At 34.2% G+C, this 20243-nt stretch carries 15 protein-coding genes and 2 pseudogenes; 1 reads left to right on the top strand and 16 read right to left on the bottom strand.

Annotation, left to right across the window (positions count from 1 at the left end):
- Positions 1–39: 39 nt before the first annotated feature.
- The 9 genes and pseudogenes from mraY to STRUR_RS11840 all read right to left on the bottom strand — a co-directional run bounded on the left by mraY (position 40) and on the right by STRUR_RS11840 (position 9150).
- Positions 40–1050, bottom strand: a complete 1011-nt coding sequence (gene mraY / locus STRUR_RS02300) for a phospho-N-acetylmuramoyl-pentapeptide-transferase (protein ID WP_006740425.1) — start codon at positions 1048–1050, stop codon at positions 40–42.
- Between the two features lies 1 nt (position 1051).
- Positions 1052–3301, bottom strand: coding sequence for a penicillin-binding protein PBP2X (gene pbp2x, locus STRUR_RS02295; RefSeq protein WP_006740245.1), 2250 nt, complete (start codon positions 3299–3301; stop codon positions 1052–1054).
- A gap of 3 nt (positions 3302–3304) precedes the next feature.
- Positions 3305–3628 (bottom strand): cell division protein FtsL, encoded by a 324-nt coding sequence (gene ftsL / locus STRUR_RS02290; RefSeq protein WP_006738461.1) that lies wholly within the window; start codon positions 3626–3628, stop codon positions 3305–3307.
- Positions 3629–3632: 4 nt separating this feature from the next.
- Positions 3633–4583, bottom strand: a complete 951-nt coding sequence (rsmH, locus tag STRUR_RS02285; RefSeq protein ID WP_006739281.1) for a 16S rRNA (cytosine(1402)-N(4))-methyltransferase RsmH — start codon at positions 4581–4583, stop codon at positions 3633–3635.
- Positions 4584–4678: 95 nt separating this feature from the next.
- Positions 4679–5929: a glutamate-5-semialdehyde dehydrogenase gene (locus STRUR_RS02280; RefSeq protein WP_006739648.1), complete on the bottom strand. Its 1251-nt coding sequence runs from the start codon at positions 5927–5929 to the stop codon at positions 4679–4681.
- A 9-nt stretch (positions 5930–5938) separates the two neighbouring features.
- A complete protein-coding gene (proB, locus tag STRUR_RS02275) occupies positions 5939–6745 on the bottom strand; it encodes a glutamate 5-kinase (protein ID WP_006740148.1) in 807 nt (268 codons plus the stop codon).
- A 61-nt stretch (positions 6746–6806) separates the two neighbouring features.
- Entirely contained in the window at positions 6807–7070 is a 264-nt protein-coding gene (locus STRUR_RS11095) for a hypothetical protein (protein WP_006738509.1), read from the bottom strand.
- Between the two features lie 50 nt (positions 7071–7120).
- On the bottom strand, positions 7121–8410 hold the full coding sequence (locus STRUR_RS02270; protein WP_006738648.1) for a permease-like membrane multi-spanning protein: 1290 nt from the start codon (positions 8408–8410) through the stop codon (positions 7121–7123).
- Positions 8410–9150, bottom strand: a pseudogene (locus STRUR_RS11840) (ABC transporter ATP-binding protein). The gene STRUR_RS02270 and the pseudogene STRUR_RS11840 overlap by 1 nt, the downstream one beginning before the upstream one ends.
- A gap of 262 nt (positions 9151–9412) precedes the next feature.
- Between STRUR_RS11840 and STRUR_RS02255 the strand changes: the two are divergent.
- Positions 9413–10144 (top strand): DUF554 domain-containing protein, encoded by a 732-nt coding sequence (locus tag STRUR_RS02255; RefSeq protein WP_006738830.1) that lies wholly within the window; start codon positions 9413–9415, stop codon positions 10142–10144.
- A gap of 36 nt (positions 10145–10180) precedes the next feature.
- Here STRUR_RS02255 and tkt read toward each other — a convergent pair whose 3' ends face one another.
- From tkt to glpK, 7 genes and pseudogenes are all read right to left on the bottom strand, one after another.
- The gene (gene tkt, locus STRUR_RS02250) at positions 10181–12166 is read right to left on the bottom strand and encodes a transketolase (RefSeq protein WP_006738811.1); all 1986 of its coding nucleotides are present in this window, start codon (positions 12164–12166) and stop codon (positions 10181–10183) included.
- Between the two features lie 161 nt (positions 12167–12327).
- Positions 12328–12972, bottom strand: a complete 645-nt coding sequence (fsa, locus tag STRUR_RS02245) for a fructose-6-phosphate aldolase (protein WP_006739422.1) — start codon at positions 12970–12972, stop codon at positions 12328–12330.
- A 131-nt stretch (positions 12973–13103) separates the two neighbouring features.
- Positions 13104–14585, bottom strand: a complete 1482-nt coding sequence (locus STRUR_RS02240) for an AcpB/EbpR/MafR family transcriptional regulator (protein WP_006739561.1) — start codon at positions 14583–14585, stop codon at positions 13104–13106.
- A pseudogene (locus STRUR_RS12035) lies at positions 14579–15915 on the bottom strand (FAD-dependent oxidoreductase). Before STRUR_RS12035 ends, STRUR_RS02240 begins: the two are co-directional and overlap by 7 nt.
- Before the next feature lie 97 nt (positions 15916–16012).
- Positions 16013–16714, bottom strand: a complete 702-nt coding sequence (locus STRUR_RS02225; RefSeq protein WP_006738548.1) for an MIP/aquaporin family protein — start codon at positions 16712–16714, stop codon at positions 16013–16015.
- A complete protein-coding gene (glpO, locus tag STRUR_RS02220) occupies positions 16714–18558 on the bottom strand; it encodes a type 1 glycerol-3-phosphate oxidase (protein ID WP_006738539.1) in 1845 nt (614 codons plus the stop codon). Before glpO ends, STRUR_RS02225 begins: the two co-directional genes overlap by 1 nt.
- A gap of 26 nt (positions 18559–18584) precedes the next feature.
- On the bottom strand, positions 18585–20099 hold the full coding sequence (gene glpK / locus STRUR_RS02215) for a glycerol kinase GlpK (protein ID WP_006739142.1): 1515 nt from the start codon (positions 20097–20099) through the stop codon (positions 18585–18587).
- Positions 20100–20243: the final 144 nt, after the last annotated feature.

Genomic DNA, 20243 nt, shown 5'->3' with positions numbered 1-20243 from the left:
TGTAGCAATGACATAGGAAAAGCTGGGTTTCCCCCAGCTTTAAAGATTATTCCAGATTACCAAAAGTGTTAAAAGACTCATGATAGCACCAAGAGTCCATAAGAAAGCATCCACTTTCCATTCAGACCATTTTTTAGAGTTTCCTGAAAGACCACCTAATTCAAGATGATGATGAAAGGGTGTCATACGAAAAATTCGTCGTCCTTCACCATATTTACGCTTTGTATATTTAAAATAAGCTACTTGAAGCATAACGGAAGAAGTTTCTAAAACATAAACAAATCCAATAAACAAAAGTGTCCATTCCACACGTAAAACGATGGAAATAGCTGCTAACATTGCCCCTAAAGCAAGAGAGCCGACATCACCCATAAATACTTTTGCTGGTTTATGATTAAAGACAAAGAAACCAAGTAAGGCTCCAATTAAAATGACGATCATCAAGAGAACATCAAATTGATTTTTCATGTAGGCAATTAACCCATAGGCTACCAAGGAAATTGAGACAGAAATAGAGGCTAAACCATCAATACCATCTGTCAAATTAACTGCATTTGAAAAACCAACAACCCAAAATAAGACAAATAAGATATAGAAAATTCCTAAATGAATATTTAAGCCACCTATAGAAATAAAATCTGTTCCACTTGGTTTTAGATGTACAAAATAAAAGATAAGACCTGCAATAATCTGTAAAGACATTTTTTGCCAAGGAGTTAATCCTTCATTGACTTGCTTAAATATTTTAAGAAAGTCATCTAAAAATCCGATAATCCCGTAAATGACAACTACCGAAAGAATTCCGATAATTGCGCCAAGTGGTCCATGTTGCGGTAAAAAGAATGACGTCACAATAGTAACTAAAGTAAAGACTGTCAAAAATACAGTCCCTCCCATTGTAGGAGTACCTGCCTTGGCAAGATGTTGTTTGACATCCTCATGCATTTGCTGGCCACCAATCTTTTTTATCTGATAAAATCTGATAAAGTAGGGCATAGCCACAATGGTTAATGCAAAGGCAATGACACCTGCAATGATACTAATTAACATGTTATTCTCCTAAAGTTATGGTTATTTTTTTAATTTTTTTGATATTCTTACCTATTTTAACATTTTGTTTAACAACTTTTCCAGAACCAGCTCCCTTAAATGAAACAGATATTCCTGTCCACTCAGAGAATTTCTTAACATTGGCTTTTGTCCAGCCATACATATCTGGTAATTCTGTTAATTTATTTGTTAGCAATAAGACTTGTTGGTTTTCGTTTAAATTGGTTCCAACTTTCTGAGAAACTTTACTGACTTTACTTCCGCTACCTAAAATAACAGGATGCACAAGATTTTGTCTTAATTCTATTGCTGCTTTACTAATAGATTTATTAACAATATCTGGCAATTGATATTTTGTCTGCATGTTTTTTGAAACAGTAGCTGGAGCATTTAAAGTATCTTTCATCAAATAAGCTTCTTCAAGAACTGGATTCACCACATCTTGCCAGAACATTGCACTCCAGTGTTCTGGTTGTTGAACTGTAACATACATCATAAAATCAGGATTGTTAGAAGGTACCATAGCAACTACTGAATTTATTGTGTCCAAACTACCTGTCAAGTATCCACTACCATCAGGCGATGCAATTTGAGCTGTCCCAGATTTAACCGCTACTGACATGTTCCCAACTTGAATAATTGGCGTACCAGTTGAATCTACTAATGTTCCATATGTTGGATCAGTCCCAACAGTTACCATATAATTACGCGTTTGACTGGCTGCAGATTTTGAAACTGGCTTTCCAACGACTTCTTTTCTTGAAACTCTAGAAGTATTGGTATTTGGATCACTTATTTGGCTTATAAACTGTGGTTCCAGCATTTCACCATTATTTGAAACAGCTGAGAATGCTCTTAACATTTGTGCCTGAGTGACATCAATGGCTTGTCCAAAAGCTGACATGGCGGTTGAAACTTTATTTGAATCAGGAAGGCCTCCAGATGACTCATCTGCAACTCCAAAATAAGTTGGTGTTCCAAATTTAAAGAGTCTTAAATAATTCAACCACTTATCATTTCCCATTTTCTCTTCTAATTTTAGCATTCCAACATTACTGGAATATGCAAAACCTTGAGCAAACGACATAGTTTGTCCAGAAGAAATACCTTCATTGACACCCCAGTCATTAACAGTGACGTCTGCTATAGTATAACCATTTGCATTACTATAATATTCATTAGGGTTAAAAACATTATCATCTATTGCTGAAGACAAAGTCATTACTTTCATGGTCGAACCAGGTTCAAAATTATTTTGGAATAAGGCGGTACTCCAATTATAATTTTCTCCACCTAAACCTTGAAGCGTATCAGCGTTATAAGTTGGTCTTTGTGTTGTTGCAAGAATTTCTCCAGTTTTTGCATTAACTAATGTTGCACTAGCCAGTTTACCATTAGTTTTTGATTGAAAAACATCCATCTGAGTTTCAAGATAAGTTTGAATTGGTGCTGAAATAGTTGTATAAACATCTTTTCCATCAACAGCTTTTTTGACTGTCTTTCCAGTCCCTAATAAAGTATTACCATTCTTATCTTTTTCATAAGTTATGGTACCATCTTGACCAGATAAAATATTATCAAGAGAAGACTCTAAACCTGATTTACCAACTAAACTCTTTGTGCCATCATGGTTGTCAACAAGACTTGCCAATCCAATAAATTCTGAAGCAAATGTCCCATTTGGATACATTCTTCCTGGACTTGTATTAAAGGCGACTCCTTGGATACCAGCACTTTTCATTTCATTTTTTATAGTCGTCATTGTACTATAAGAAATACCTGAACCAGATGTCCCAAATGACACTTGAAACAGTTTTGTTTGTTTTAGTTGTTTTAATACTTCCTTCTTTTTGATTCCAAGATTTTTATTTAGGATTTCAGCAACTTTATCATACTGTGTAGGTTGCACATATAGTTTTTTACCATCAATTGATTTATAGGATTTATCGATAATGGCATAAACACTATATGTTGTCGAATCAACGGCAATAGCCGTACCATTTCGATCAAATATAGTCCCGCGTTTTGCTTGTACAGTCACAGTCTGCTGGTATGTTTTCTTTGCTCCCTGAGAAAGATTGACACCAAATTTTTTATCTGTTCCTATAATAATGACAAAATTGATCATAAAAATAAAAAATATGAATACTGTTAAAAGCATCATATTTTGGCCAACACGCTCACGGTTTTCTGGTGCTGATCTACGATCCCTTATGACATAATCTAGAAAACGATTCTTTATATTTTTCATCGATTACTCAACTTTCTGAATATTATCGTTTTGATTGCTTAAACCAGCATCTTGAGCAATCTTGACAATTCTATCACGTCGTGAGAGCTCATTAACTTCTTGTTTGGCATTATTTAATTTTGTTTCTTGTTGACTAATTTTACTATTGAGGTCTGAAATATCCTGTTGTACTTGTAAATTTCGACTTTGAATAAAGATAATACTAATAGCCATTGTAATGGCAGTAACAATAATGACACCATAAAAAGCTTTCTCTATTCTCGAGAAAGTTCTTATTCTTTTTTGCAGTGCATTTGAAACTGCTTGTGTACGTTTTTCATTACTCATATCATTATTTCCTAATTTTTTTAGCTACTCTAAGCTTTGCAGAATGAGCTCGATTATTGATTTCTAACTCTTCTTGACTTGGCAGGATTGGCTTTTTATTTACTAAAGCTAACTTTGGTTGCAAATCATCTGGTATAAAAGGTAATCCTTTTGGAACTTCTACTGTAGAAGTTTCTTTGAAAAGTTGTTTCGTCAAACGATCTTCCAAAGAGTGAAATGTAATCACGGAAATTCGTCCATCTACTGCTAACAATTCAATTGCTTCTTGAAGAGATTGATCTGCAGCACCAAGTTCGTCGTTCACTTCAATCCTAATTGCTTGGAATATTTGCTTCGCTGGATGCCCCTTTTTCTTTAATTCCTTGGCAGGTTTAGCTGACTTAATAATTTCTGACAACTCCGTGGTTGTCTCAATTGGTTTTTGACTCCGAGCTTTTTCGATTTTTCTTGCAATCTGTTTTGAAAACTTATCTTCACCATATTTATAAAAAATTTTCACTAGTTCATGATAACTATAGTCATTAACGACATGATATGCAGAAAATGATTGCTCTTGATTCATCCTCATATCAAGAGGTGCATCTTGTTTATAAGAAAACCCACGTTCTCTTTCATCTAACTGTGGACTAGATACACCAAGATCATACAGGATGCCATCAATCTCAGTCACACCATAAGCTTCTAAATTTGATTTTAAATGTCTAAAGTTATCTTTGATAAATGTTACTTGATTGTTATCAATATACTTTTTTAATTTTAATTTAGCATTATCAATTGCTTTTTGATCTTGATCAAAACAGTAAAGATGTCCATCTTTCCCTAATTTTGATAATAAATAAGAACTATGTCCAGCACCACCTAGAGTGGCATCAACATAAACGCCATTTGGTTTTATGTCAAGCATATCAACAGTTTCATTTAGTAGTACAGTTACATGGTGAAATTCTCTCATCATAACTTTAATTGTACCATAATTCAGTCATAATTTGAAAGCAAAAAAGAAGAGAAAACGACTCCATATCTCATATTTCCTCCTCTTTTAAAAAATTATTATTCTCTTATTTGTCCAGTTCCATTGATATAATATTTGGTACTTGTTAAGGCTTCTAAGCCCATTGGTCCTCGCGCGTGCATCTTTTGAGTTGAGATACCAATTTCAGCACCTAATCCAAATACAAAACCATCTGTAAATCTTGTTGAAGCATTTACATATACAGCAGCAGCATCGACTTGATTTTGAAATTGTTGTGCTGATTCAAGAGACTTTGTAATGATTGCTTCTGAATGATGTGTTGTGTAGGTATTTATCCAATTAATGGCCTGATCAACTGAGTTAACAACCTTAACTGACATGATATAATCTAAAAATTCCGTTCCAAAATCTTCTTGATTTGCAAGACTAGCATCAGTCATGATGTCGAATGCTTTTTCGTCAGCTCTAAATTCCACTGGGTGAACTTTAGTAATTTCATTTTCAAGATGTGGCAAAAATGTTTCAGCAATGCCTTCATGAACAACTAAACTTTCTGCTGAATTACAAACACTTGGTCTTTGAGTTTTTGCATTTATCACAATTTTTGTAGCCATATCTAAATCGGCACTTTCATCAACATATATGTGAACATTTCCAGTTCCTGTTTCAATAATGGGAACTTTTGATTTTTCTTTTACTGTTTGAATAAGTTTTGATCCTCCACGAGGAATTAAAACATCGATATAGTCACTTGCTTTCATTAATTCTTCAGCAAACTGATGAGAAGTGTCTTCTACAAGTTGAACTGCTAAGGGGGTAACTTGACTATCTGATAAACTCTTTTGAATGACTTTTACAAGTGCTTTATTCGAATGAATGGCATCTTTTCCACCACGTAAAATAATGGCATTGTTTGTCTTAAAAGCTAAAGAGAAAGCATCGACTGAAACATTTGGCCTGCTTTCAAAAATCATTGCGATAACGCCTAATGGAACTCTTTTTTGAATGATATCCAATCCATCTAGATTTGTGTATCCTTTGATGACTTGTCCAATCGGATCTTCTAACTTAGAGACTTGCTTAACAGCTTCAGCTATACTTTTTATCCTATTTTCTGTTAATCTAAGTCTATCAAGCATGACATCTGTAATACCATTTTCTTTTGCTGCCTCAAGATCTTTTTTATTTTCATAAAGTATCTCTGCACTTGATTTTAATAAGTCGCTAGCAACTTTTAATAACACTTTGTTTTTTTCTTGACTTGATAAAGCTAATAAAGCACTACTTGCTTTTTTTCCATTTTGCCCAAGCTCTTTAATACTTATCATTTTGATCTCCTATTTTTGTTCAATAAAATAAGTCCCAATTTTGTCACCATTCAATACTTTCAGAATGTCTCTAGGATTTTCACCATTCATCAAGATCATTTGAGATTTTTGATTAAAAATCATTTGAGCTGATTTTAATTTACTGAGCATACCACCAGTTCCAAAACGACTACCCGCACCTCCAGCAGAAGCTAAAATAGTATCTGTAATGTCATTAACTTCATTCAATAAAGTAGCATCATCATAGATGGTTGGATTTTTATCATAGAGTCCATCAATATCTGACAACATGATTAGCAAATCAGCTTTAATTATCTTGGCAACAACTGCAGATAATCTATCATTATCACCAAATTTAGTAGTGTGATCCATTTCTTCAACACTAACTGCATCATTCTCATTAACGATTGGTAAAATACCCATCTCAATCAAACTTTCAAAAGCATTAGTGACATTTAATAAACTTTCTGGAAATTCAACCACATCTCTCGTTAATAATATTTGAGATACAGTAGTTTGATAATGTAAAAAAATTTGAGAATATAAACTCATCATAGCAACTTGACCAACACTTGATACTGCTTGTTGGCTAGCTAATTCTCCTGGTCGTTTGTCGATTCCTAACAAATCAAGTCCAAACCCCATAGCACCTGAGGAGACTAGAACAACTTCTTTTTCTTTATTCATCAAACTCGAAATAACAAAAGCAAGTTGGTCAATTTTTTCTAAATTGATTTTTCCATTTGGTAGAACCAAAGAACTGGTTCCAATCTTTATCACAATTCGTTTTATGTCTTCAAAATCTCGTTTTACCATAGCCAAATTATAGCACAAAAAAGAAGAAGGCCATAGTCTTCTTCTTTTTTCGTTTCTCATATTATTCAAATTGACTCCAAAAATGCTTATTTAGGTATTTCTGAACAAAGAAAGTAAGAACACCGACAATCATAATCATTAAGATACTGACCAGACTAGGATTTATCATTGTTGAAATAATGACAAAAAGAAAAACTAAAATTCCCGCAAGAATTAAATTTCCAAACATTAATCCCATTGAAATCCATTGTGTGCTACCTCTTGTGTATAATTGATTAATATTCTGCCAATGCAAATTTAAAAGATAATAATCACGTCGATACATAAATTGACCTTCTATATAAGCGGCTATCGCGACACCAAGGCATGTAAATATCATAAGGATAAATTTATTTTTAGGATGAATAGGCCTAAGAAGAAATAAACCAAGATTGGAATACCAGCCTGTAAACTATAGAATACAAGAAATTTCTGCCTTATAAATCCTTTAAAATTCATGGGTAAGGTTTTTAAGAATAGATAATTTTCTCTTTCTAGGGATAGAGCAACTGAAAACAAAGATGTGGGTAGCGCAACCATCGTACCTAAAGATAAACCAACAATCATAAAAATACCAAAAGATTCCAGACCAACAGATGATAATGATAACCCTCCAGAAAGTGCCGGGCCAATAAAAATAAAGACAAAAATAAAGGGCATGATAAAGGAATTAATAATAACAGTAGCATTTTGTAATGTTGAAAGATGATGTTTTATCAATACATTTTGCTGTTTCTCAGATTTAAAAGTTCTTGTTTTAGTCATTTTCTTTGGTGACTTATCAGTGTAAAGCGTTTCTTGATAATAACGAGGTACCAATAGTTTAACAATATAATAGGAAAGGAACATAATAACAACTAAACCAAGCCAAAAATTTAGGAAACTAGAAAGTGAGAAAGGATTTATTATAACATCGTAAAAACCTCTAAAATAAGGAACTTTTAACTTATCTACAATTTGGTTTGGATGATTCATATTGGCTTGATTACTGAAATTTAAGTAAAAGATGACTCCCATTGCAGTAATCGTTGAAAATGTCATCATTAAGGTTGATATCAATTTTTTATGAGGACTTCTCTCTACGATTTTTCCTAAATAACTATTGACAACTGTTGAGGCAACAATCAAACTTATAAAAAGAATAGTGAAATTAATAATAGCTAACAAGAGAGATAAGGGATTTCCCAGAATTTTCCAATAGGCTATTACGAACAGTGAGAAAACTGGAGCCATAAAAACAGCTCCCATTCCAATGGCCGACAGTAACTTAGCCATATAGAGTTCCATTTGTTTTATAGGTAAATAAGCATAAAGCTTAAGATCATTACTATCATAAAAAATCGAATACATAGCTGAGAAAGTGTAAATCAAAGAAATAACATAAAATACAGCTATGTAAAATGAAAACATTCCTGGATAGGCTTTGTAATCAATCCCTAGAAACATAAACAAGTAAATAAATAGAAATAAAAGTATTGTTAAAGCTTGTTGTTTTAACATATTTTTATATGCAGATTTATTTTTGTTAGGATTTTTACTTTGTTTTTTTCTAAAAGCTGATAAGGTCTGAGGATTAGAATACAAAATATTAATTTTGAAAAGTTCCCATACGTTTTTCCAATTCATTAGCCTTCCTCCTCTTCTTTAGAGTTGCGTCCTGCTAAAGCAAGGTAAATTGATTCTAATGTTTGCTCTGGGTGTTTTTCTCTTAGCTCATCTAATGTACCAACAAATATTAATTCCCCTTTTTTTAAAATCCCAATACGATCACATAATTCTTCGGCTACAGATAAAACATGTGTTGAAAATAACACTGTTTTTCCCTCTTGTGCATGTTTTTTCATCATTTCTTTTAAGTCAAAGGATGCTTGTGGATCTAGACCTGTTAAGGGTTCATCTAATATCCATATATCTGGATTTGAAATTAAGGCACCAATAACAATAACTTTTTGTCTCATTCCATGTGAGAAACTTTAAATAGGATTATCAATTTCTTGATCGATATCAAAAAGTTCACTTAATTCTTTAATTCTACTTTCAGTTTGTTCATCTGATACCTCATAGAGGTTGGCTAAAAAATGCCAATATTCATTTGCAGTTAGATTTAAAAAGATATCAGGTGAATCAGGAACATAGCCTATCTTACGTTTGATCCTATCTCTATTTTCTTTTAATAAGTCATCATCAACAAAAACCTGACCACTGGTTGGATCAATAATAGATGTCAAAATACTAATAGTTGTCGTTTTTCCTGCTCCATTATGTCCAATTAGACCAAAAATTTCACCATCATTAATAGTTAGATTAAGATTTTTTAATGCATTTTTTTGACCATAACTTTTTTTAATTTCCTTAAATGTAATCATATTGTTCTCCTAACATCATGTATTAAACACTTTTTATGTCATGTTAACGTTTTCTAAAATAATTGTCAACAATATTATAATGTTATCATAAATTTAACAATGGTGAGAATTTAGTAATAAAAGGATCTTATTTTATCTTAAGATACTCTATTCAGATAATCCAAATACTATTTATTATCTATAATTCTCAAAGTACAAATGATTGACAACTCATTTTACTATGTTAAACTACCTATAGTTTGTCTTAAAAAGGAGTTTTTTCATGCCAACTGGTGTCATTATTAATTCATTTGCTATTATTTTTGGTGGTATTCTAGTGGCTCTCTTAGGACATCATTTATCTGACAATTATAAAGAAGAAATAAATCTTGTATTTGGTCTGTGTTCTATGGGGATGGGAATAACTTCCATTCAATTAATGACTAATATGCCAGCAGTTATTTTCGCTTTAGTTCTTGGCTCAAGCATTGGGATGGCTTTACACCTTGGTCGATGGATAAATGAAGGTGGCTTACTTATGCAAAAAGGGGTCTCTAAAGTTTTTCCAAATGAAGATCACAATCTAGCACACGAAGCTTATTTAGCTAATTTATTAACCGTTATTGTATTGTTTTGTGCCAGTGGTACTGGTATTTATGGTTTATTAGATGCTGGTATATCAGGAAATGCGACGATATTGATCTCAAAGTCTATTCTTGATTTTTTCACGGCAGCTATTTTTGCATGTCAGTTAGGATATGTTGTCTCCTTTGTTGCAATTCCACAATTTATTATTTTTGCAAGTTTATTTTATCTGTCTAAACTCATTATACCTCTGACAAGTCCAACTATGCTTGCTGATTTTAAAGCCTGTGGTGGTTTTTTAATGTTGGCAACAGGTTTTCGAATGATTAGATTAAAAAATTTTCCAATTGCCGAGATGATTCCTTCCATGGTCATCGTTATGCCTTTGTCTTGGATTTGGGTACATTTTATTATCCCACTCCTCCACTAAAAAAGTATCTAGTCATAAACTAGATACTTTTTCTTTTTATAAACTGTGATAAATAGCTTTGGCATTCTCAACCGTAAAGCCATATTCTTCAAAAATACGATTTCCTGGTGCTGATGCGCCCCATCTATCAATGGTCAATGTTCTACCACTTAAGCCAACATATTTTGCCCATCCAAAGCTTGATGCTGCTTCGATGGCCATACGTTTCGTAATATGAGACGGTAAGACACTCTCTTGATAAGCTGTTGATTGTGCATCAAAAAGATTTTGAGATGGCATTGAAACCACACGAACATGTGTTCCTTCCTCAGCCAAAGCAGCTTGTGTTGCCATAGCTAAAGCCACTTCTGAACCTGTCGCGATAAGAATCCCATCCAAGTCTCCTTTCGCCTCTGACAAGATGTAAGCTCCCTTACCAACACCTTCTTTAGCTAAAGCTTGTGTTCCTTCTAATACTGGAAGATTTTGGCGGGTTAAGACTAACATCGTTGGTTTAGTGGTTTCAGCTAAAGCTTGTTGCCATGCTGCATTCGTTTCATTACCATCTGCTGGGCGAATAACCGTTAAGTTTGGCATAGAACGAACAGAAGCCAAATGTTCGATTGGCTCATGCGTTGGACCATCTTCGCCGACAGCTATTGAGTCATGCGTCATCACATAAACAGTTGGTAAATTTTGTAGTGCTGCCATACGAACGGCTGGTAAAAGGTAATTTGAAAAGACAAAGAAAGTACCACCATAAACACGTAAGCCACCATGAAGGGCAATCCCATTCATCGCTGCTGCCATGGCAAATTCCCGTACACCAAACCAGATATTACGTCCTTCATAGTGACCCGGTTGGAAATCCGTCTCAGCTTTTACCATCGTATTATTTGACGCTGATAAATCTGCCGATCCTCCCCAAAATTGTGGAACTTGCGCAGAAATTTCTTGAATGGCTTGTTGGCTTGACACACGACTGGCTACGGCTGTGCCCAAATCATGTGCGGTTAATTCAACTTCAACTGCTTCATTGGCAAATGCTTTTTCATAAGTTGCCGCTAACTCTGGATAAGCTGCTTTATAAGCCGCAAACAAGTCTTGCCATTTAGCTTGAGCTGCTTCACCGCGTGCTTGAAGTCCTTCTTGGAAACGACTAGCAACTTCTTCTGGCACACTAAAGGCTTCATAATCCCAGCCATAGGCTTTCTTGGCATAAGCAATACCTTCTGCACCTAGTGGTGCACCATGAACCGCCGAAGTACCTTGTTTTTCCGCACCATAACCAATGATGGTCTTCACTTCAATAATACTTGGTTTTTGAGTTTCAGCTTGGGCTGCTTCAATGGCTTTGGCAATAGCGTCTAAATCATTGCCATCCTCTACTAAAAGATGTTGCCAACCATAGGCTTCAAAACGACCTTTAACATCTTCTGTGAAGGCCATACTGGTTGGACCATCGAGTGAGATATCATTTGAATCGTATAAGAGAATCAATTTCCCTAATTTCAAATGACCAGCAAGGCTGGCTGCTTCTTGACTGACACCTTCCATTAAGTCACCATCACCATTGATAGCATAGGTGAAATGATCGACAATTGGAAAATCAGGTTTATTATAAGTCGCTGCGAGATGAGCTTCTGCCATGGCTAAACCAACGGCATTGGCAATCCCTTGTCCGAGTGGGCCTGTTGTGGCTTCAACGCCATCAGTATGGTTCACTTCTGGGTGACCTGGTGTTTTTGAACCCCATTGACGGAATTGTTTTAAGTCCTCAATACTTAAATCATAACCAGCTAAGTGAAGCAAGCTATAAAGCATGGCACTACCATGCCCAGCTGATAAAACAAAGCGGTCGCGGTTACTCCATTGGCGACTGGTTTTGGGATTGATGGTCATGTAGTGGTTCCATAGCACATAGGCCATAGGAGCAGCTCCCATTGGTAAGCCTGGATGGCCTGAGTTGGCTGCTTGGATAGCATCCATGGATAAGGTACGGATGGTGTTTACAGCTAATTGATCTACACTATCAAATGTCATGTTCTTACCTTTCTGTTATAACAAGTAAAATTAAACGTTTTCTGTTTTCTATTGTAACATAAATTAACTTTTTTTTTACAGAATTCACAGTATGATTTCTGAATGAAAATCTTATCTTTAATTAATATAGAAAACCTAGCCCCAAAAACTAGGTTCTCTTATTATTTTTTGAAAGAAGCCCAATCATCCATAAAGGTCTTAATACCATTTGTTGTTAATGGGTGTTCGGTCATCTTTGAAAATAGGCTATCTGGAATAGTCGCAATGTGTGACCCTAATTTTGCCACTTCTTCTACGTGACTGCGACTTCTGATACTTGCGGAAATAATTTCTGATTGGTAACCATAGGTATCTATGATCTCACGTAAATCAGCTATCAATTGGTAAGGATCGGCACTAATATCTTCTAAACGACCTATAAATGGGCTGATATAAGTGGCTCCTGCTTTCATTGCCATCAAGCCTTGAGAAACACTGAAAATCAATGTGACATTGGTCTTAATCCCTTCTGATGATAATTGATGTGTGGCTTTTAGACCTTCTGTTGTCATTGGAATTTTAACAACAACATTTGGTGCCCATTTTGAAATAGTTCTTGCTTCTTCTACCATTTCTTCGGCTTTTAAGCCTGTTACTTCTGCACTGACTGGTCCATCTATGATTTGACAGATTTCTTTAATGACTTGTTCAAAGTCACGTCCTTCTCGTGCGATGATACTTGGGTTTGTGGTAACACCATCAACAACTCCTAATTGATTGATTTCCTTGATGGCATCAACATTGGCTGTGTCTAAGAAAAATTTCATTTTATGCTCCTTTGTTATAAAATAACTAAACTTTTAAATTTTAAAAAGTCTTTTCGAATAATATTATAGTAACCTCATTCAAAATTAAAAAGACCAAGTATTACACATGAAAGTGTTCAATTATAGACTAGCTAGGTATAGTTGATTTGTCTTTCCTGCTTTTGATTAACTTTTAACTTTTCAAATAGTTCTGTCACAAACATTTCAATTCTTACTAATTCTTGCATACTTGTTTCTTTGTTAACTTGAATAAAAGGCGTATGTCCATAAATATCACGTTTTTCAAAACTAATGATTCCATCATACTTTTTTTCAGTGCTAAACATTTGAAAATGGATATAGCGATTATTTTTGATAATGGATTCTAATTTTTTTTCAAGGATAAAGTAAGCAACGATGTCATCATCAAAATCAATAGCTATTTGAACTGTCTTAAAGCTTTTAGCCATTGAAAAAAGTAGTAATTCTAATAACTGACACCTTTGATATTTTACCGTATCATTATTCTGAAAATGGCCTTTTTCAGCAAGATGCAATAATCGACTCAATGTAATTGAAATAATCTCTTTATTTTTAGAGTTATCCACAAGTTTAATTGAATTTTCAAATTGATAATTGCTTAAAATAATTCCCTCAAAGAAAGTGAATTGACAAAAAAACTGACTTAACCCATAGATTAAAAGTTCACGATGATTATCTCCAACTAAATGAGTTTGGTCTATTAACCATAAACTTTCTGTTATATTATCAGCAATAATTCCTCCAAATCCCAAAATGTATTGAGTTGTCTGAATTGGAAGGACTGATTGGCTCATTAAAAAAGCAAACAAAGCATAAACTTCACTTTGGTCAAACTCAATAGCATATCGATTAAAATAATGAAGCAAAGCTCTTATTAACCTTTGATAAAAAACATTAATATCTAATGCTAGGAGTTCCTTTTCTTGAGGCCTATTTCGATGATTAAAGAAAAAAAGTCTTTTTTGACAGATATAAAACCATAAATTTAACTTTGATAATTTTGTTTCTGATAATTTTTCACCACAAAGTCTTTCAATCATCTCCTCAAATGAGGATTGATTCATCTCATTTCTCAATTGACGCTTTTCTGAAAAAGTCATGGTTAATTGAAATAACTCAAAATAAAAATATCGCCATTGTAACTCACTGCCAACCTGCTTACCCTTAGAAATTCCAATCTTAAATTCAGTTAAAAGCTTATTTAAATGAGCCAAATGTCTATTTAGTGTCGCCTCACTAACAAGTAATTCTTGTGATAATTCATAGATACTAAATTGTTTTTCACTAAAAAGTCGTATGATAATTTGGTAAGGAATAGAATCTTTTAAAAAGAATTTGACAATTTTTTGACAAGCCATCTGATTTTGATTTATTAAGAGTGCTTCTTCATTTTTTAGTTCAATCTGAATATCAAAATCTTCATTTTCAAAATCTGTATTTAAGCGATCAATGTATTTTAGTAAGGTTACTTTTGAAAGTTGTAATTCTTCTGTCAAATCTCTAATAGCATATGCTCCAAAATGATCTTGCATCAGATACAAAATCCGAAATTGACATCGTCTTTCTTTGTCCATCAATTTTTCAACTAACATAGACCATGCCTCTTTTCAAATAACTTAAGTGACGCTTTATGAAGGTAGTCGGCCATATCTGCATTCCCTTTTGAATAAATAAAATCTTGGAAAGCTAAATCTTGATCTGTTAAAGAATAACTTATTGCCTGTGACAATTGATTAGCAAGCATCAAATTAGTTTCCTTTGAAAGGATCTGAGCCCGCAAAAGTTTCCCTTCTTTCTTGCTTGCAATGAGTTTAAGGCAGAATATATTTCCTTTTTCTAGATTACGATAGACATAGCTAATTGTATCCTGGTATAAACTAGCTTCTTCTTCAGTTAATCCTATACTAGAACGATAAAAACCAAAATGATGACTTCCCATAACCTTAGTCGTTCTCAAGGGAGGTGTTTTAACTCCTAAAAAATGATAAGCAACTTTTTGACCAGTCCTAATGACATGATTAATTAATGGAGCATAATAATTTTCATCTAAACTAAACATTGGACAACTAACTAAATCTCCGATTGCATAAATAGTTGATTGACTAGTTTGCATGTTCTGATTGACCTTAATCGTCAAATCAGAATGTTTTTCACAAATACCATCCAATAAATGACTATTGGGTCTAAAATTAACAGCTAACAAAACGACATCTGCTTCTATGATTCTCTGTGATTTTGTAATGGCTCTAATCCCTGATTGACATTCTTTTATCTCTTCAACACGTTCATTTCTAATGAGAGTTACAGAAGTTTCAGCAATTGCTGCTTCTAAAGGATTAAGCATAGCGCTATCAAATTGTCTATAATCAAGCCTATCCATAGCTTCAACTAAGGTAACTTCTTTTTTTGAAGAGTTAAACTATATGCCATATCCAACCCAATCGGTCCTCCACCTACGATAAGAATTCGTTTTGCATCGGATAGATATTTCTTAGCTACTTGACTATTTTGATAGTATTTTGTGGTCACAACTTTTTTAAAATCCGTCCCTTTAATATATAAAGAATCCGCACTAGCCCCCATAGCACAAATCAAATAGTTATAATAAATAGTAAGAATCTCGCCATCATTTTTTCTGACGATAACACTTTTTTCTTCTGGTAAAATCTTTTCCGCAGTAGCTTCCAAAAAGTCATCTTTATCTAAGTAATCAGACTTTAAAGTTCCTATTGCTTGTTCCAAATCATCTAATTGATGACGATAATAATAATTTAAACCATTTGGTAAATAACAGATTTGACTATTCTTATCAACAATTAATAATTCACAGTTAGGTTCAATCTCTTTCAATTTACTAGCACATGAAAATCCAGCAAATGAAGCTCCTAATATTAAATACGTTGTTTTTAATTCTTTTTTCATCATAAAAATTATATCAATTTTCTTTTATTATTGAAAACGTTTAAATAAGGTCCAATTAATAATTGAACCTTATTAGAAGTAACCAAAATTGTAAGTATTAAGACATGATGTTAAATAGAATAACTGCCAATACAGCGCCAATAAATGGTCCAACAATTGGAATCCATGAATAAGACCAATCAGAATCACCTTTTTGCTTAATAGGTAATAAGGCGTGTAATAAACGGGGTCCAAAGTCACGTGCAGGATTAATGGCATAACCTGTTGTACCACCTAGTGAAAGTCCAATCCCAAAAACAAGTGCTCCTACACTAAGCGTACCAATGCCATCAGGCATATGGTATAGCCCAAATGATAAGATAACAATGACGAGGACAAAGGTTCCCAAAATTTCACTAATTAAGTTAGAAGTTGTATTTCTAATAGCTGGACCTGTTGCAAAGGTTCCCAATATATCAGCAGGATTTTCAGCAGCATCATAATGTGGTTTAAATTGTAGGTAAACTAATAATGACCCCAACATTGCACCTAATACTTGTGCAATCATATAAAGAATTGCTGTACCCCATGAAATTGTCCCCTGTAATGCGAATGCCAAACTGACTGCTGGATTTAAATGTGCAGGTGAAATGTGTCCTGATGCAAAAACCGCTAATGCAACTGCTAAGCCCCATCCAGTCGCAATGACAATCCAACCGGCATCATGATTTTTTGTTTTAGGTAGAACAACCCCAGCTACTACGCCATTCCCAAGTAATACTAAAATGACTGTTCCAATAAATTCTCCGAAAATATCCATTATAATCTCCTAATCAGCTTTTTTTTAAGTGACACTAAATCATTATCACTCATTGTTTCGCGTAGTTCAGTCCGTTTCTTTTCCTTTTCGTCTTCTGTCCACTCTAAATGTTTAGCCATTTCATTGACCACAGGCTCGATAAGTTCTTCTAATTGGTCACGCATAAACAACATATGGTTAGTTCGACGTAACAAGAAGTCAGCTGGACTTAAAGCCATTTCATAATCCATTGCATAGTGTAATGATAGCGTTTCACAAAGACTCAAATCCTCAGCTGCAGAGATTTTTCTTGTTAAAGCATAAACTTTTGGTACATTTGATCCATATAAATTAGCTAGATATCTAGCGTCATCCATATCAAGTCCACTCAATGTCCCTAGTTGTGCATAAGCTTCAATTTCTGAATCAACATTTGCAGGATTAATTTCTCCACCTGAAACCGGATAGGTTTTGGAATTGATAAGTTTGAATGAACGTCCAAATTCTTCATTCAAGACCTTAATAACTGTCATTAAGGCACCTTCAGCCATCTTACGATAGTCTGTAATTTTTCCTCCAGCTAAGGTAAAAAGACCATTTTTATCACGTTCAAAGTTTGATCCTCTTGATACAGCAGAAGGGTCAAGTTCTTTTTCTGAAGTACTTGCTTCAACATGCTTGATTGCATCTTCAACATCTTCTCTTTGTTTTGTATGTGCTACATAAGCTTGAACTGTTTCGATGAGATTCTCAAAACTATCATCACTTAATTTACCACTGTTACCACCATTATAATCAGATGCACTATTACCTGAAAGTAGTGGCCTTAAACCAGCCCAACTGCTTTCAATATCATCAATCGTCAAATGTGCTTCTGGGAAACGACGGTTAACAATTTCTAATAAGTAATCAACATCTTCTTGTGTTACTGTTGGGTGTTTTAAATCACCATGGTAATCAGTATCAGTCGTTCCAAAATAAGTTTTATTTTCACGTGGTAACACGAAAACCATACGCCCGTCATTTAGTCCTGTATCAACATAAACAGGTTGTGAGACCTTAAGCTTTTGACGATCCACAACTAAATGGACACCTTTTGTTGGTCGTAATTGGTGAATTGCCTTTCCTTTATTTGAAAAATTACGAATATCATCACTCCAAGGACCAGTTGTATTAATAACAGTCCTTGCCTTGATTTCAATTTTTTGACCAGAAATCAAATCTTCTGCTAAAACACCTATAATTTTCCCAGTAGCATCAAAAAGAAAATCTTCAGCTTTAACATGACTTGCAATATAGGCACCATCACGATTGGCACGTTTGATGTTTTCGATAACTAAACGAGCATCATTATTTCTAAAATCAAGATAAACACCGCCACCTAGCAAATTCTTCTCTTGGAGATCTGGCTCACGTTTTAAGACCTCTTCTTTAGACAAGACTTTATTAGCAGCAGGAGTATTATTAACACCTGCTAGCAAGTCATAAAGATCCATAGCAACTTTGAGTCGGAACATACTAAATGTGCTACCAGATTCATCATAAACTGGTAATAACATAGGGTCTGGTTTTGGAATATGTGGTGCAATTTGTTGAACAACTGCTCTTTCCGAAACGGTATCAGAGACAACTTCAACATCAAATTGTTTCAGGTAGCGTAAACCACCATGGACTAATTTTGTTGAGCGACTACTTGTTCCTTCAGCAAAATCTTGCATTTCGATTAAGCCAGTATCAAGTCCACTTGCCGCTGCTTGTAATGCAACACCCGCACCTGTAATTCCTCCTCCAATAATAAGAAGATCAAGTGTACGATCTTGCATCTTTTGTAGATTTAATCGTCTTGTTTCTTTTGAAAATTCCATAATAAATCCCCTGTTCTAAGACTTCCCTAGTCTTCTTGGTCAATTTCAGCAAAGACTTGTGTTGCTTTAACTGCTTTTTTCCAACCTTTGTAAAGTTTTTCTTTACGCGCTTCATTCATGGTAGGTTGGAATAATTGACCAGTAGCATTTAACTCTTTTAATTGATCCATATCTTTCCAATAACCAACTGATAACCCTGCTAAAAAGGCTGCACCTAAAGCTGTTGTTTCTAAATTTTGTGCACGCGCTATTTCAATTCCCAAAATATCAGCCTGAAATTGCATCAATAAGTTATTCATGGCAGCTCCACCATCAACTCTAAGTTGTTGAATGTCAATTCCTGAGTCAATCTGCATAGTATCAATAACATCACGGACTTGATATGCAATTGATTGTAGCGTTGCCTTCACAAAGTCTTCTTTACTTGTTCCACGTGTTAAACCAAAGACAGAACCTCTGGCATTTGAATCCCAATAAGGGGCTCCAAGACCTGTAAAAGCAGGAACAACGTAAACTTCATCGTCACTGGTTGACTCTTTAGCTAATTGTTCAGATTCTCCGGAAGTTTCAATCATTTTAAGACCATCACGAAGCCATTGAATCGCACTACCTGCAATAAATATTGAGCCTTCTAAAGCATAATTTACTTTTCCATTAATACCGTATCCGATAGTTGTTAAAAGATTATTATGAGATAATTGAACTTCTTGCCCAGTATTCATAATAATGAATGAACCTGTCCCATAAGTATTTTTTACCATACCAGGTTCAAATGCTAACTGTCCAAATAAAGCTGCTTGTTGGTCACCAGCCATTCCAGAAATAGGTACCTCACCACCATAAAAATGGAAAGTTGCTGTTTTTCCGTAAACTTCTGAATTAGATTTTACATTAGGCAACATAACTTTAGGAATATTGAGTAATTTTAAAATATCATCATCCCATTTTAAATCGTTTATATTATATAGCATGGTTCTAGCGGCATTCGAATAATCAGTTACATGGACTGCACCATCAGTTAATTTCCAGACTAACCATGTATCAATTGTTCCAAAGAGGAGTTCTCCATTTTCAGCACGTTCTTGTGCTCCTGGGACATGATCCAAAATCCATCTAACTTTTGTTGCAGAAAAGTAAGCATCAATGACAAGACCTGTTTTTTCATGAATCATATCTGTATGACCATCTTGTTTTAATTGATCTGCTATTGGAGCTGTCTGCCTTGACTGCCAAACGATTGCATTATAGATTGGTTGACCTGTTTTTTTATCCCAAACTACAGTAGTTTCACGCTGATTGGTTATACCAATTGCTTCAATTTGACTTGGTTTAATACTTGACTCAATAAATGCCCCAGCAATAACAGATTGCACTGAATTCCAGATTTGATTAACATTATGTTCCACCCAGCCAGCTTGAGGAAAGATTTGGGGAAATTCTTTTTGACTACTACTAACTTTTTCACCTTTTTTATTAAAGATGATAGCTCTTGAACTTGTCGTTCCTTGGTCAATTGCCATAATGTACTTTTCTTCTGTCATACATCTCCTCCTATTTAAGTAAGCGTTTTCCTTTTGTGTTTCTATTATAACCAATTTTCTTATATTTTCCTTATCATAAATTTCAATACTTTTAAAAAAAGATGACAAGTTTAATCTTTTAAACTAAAAAAAGCTAGAGTACTC

It is taken from the genome of Streptococcus urinalis 2285-97 (assembly GCF_000188055.2).
Taxonomy (GTDB): Bacteria; Bacillota; Bacilli; order Lactobacillales; family Streptococcaceae; genus Streptococcus; species Streptococcus urinalis.
The sequence above is the reverse complement of the archived record's forward strand: the minus strand, read 5'-3'. Positions and strand labels throughout refer to the sequence as shown.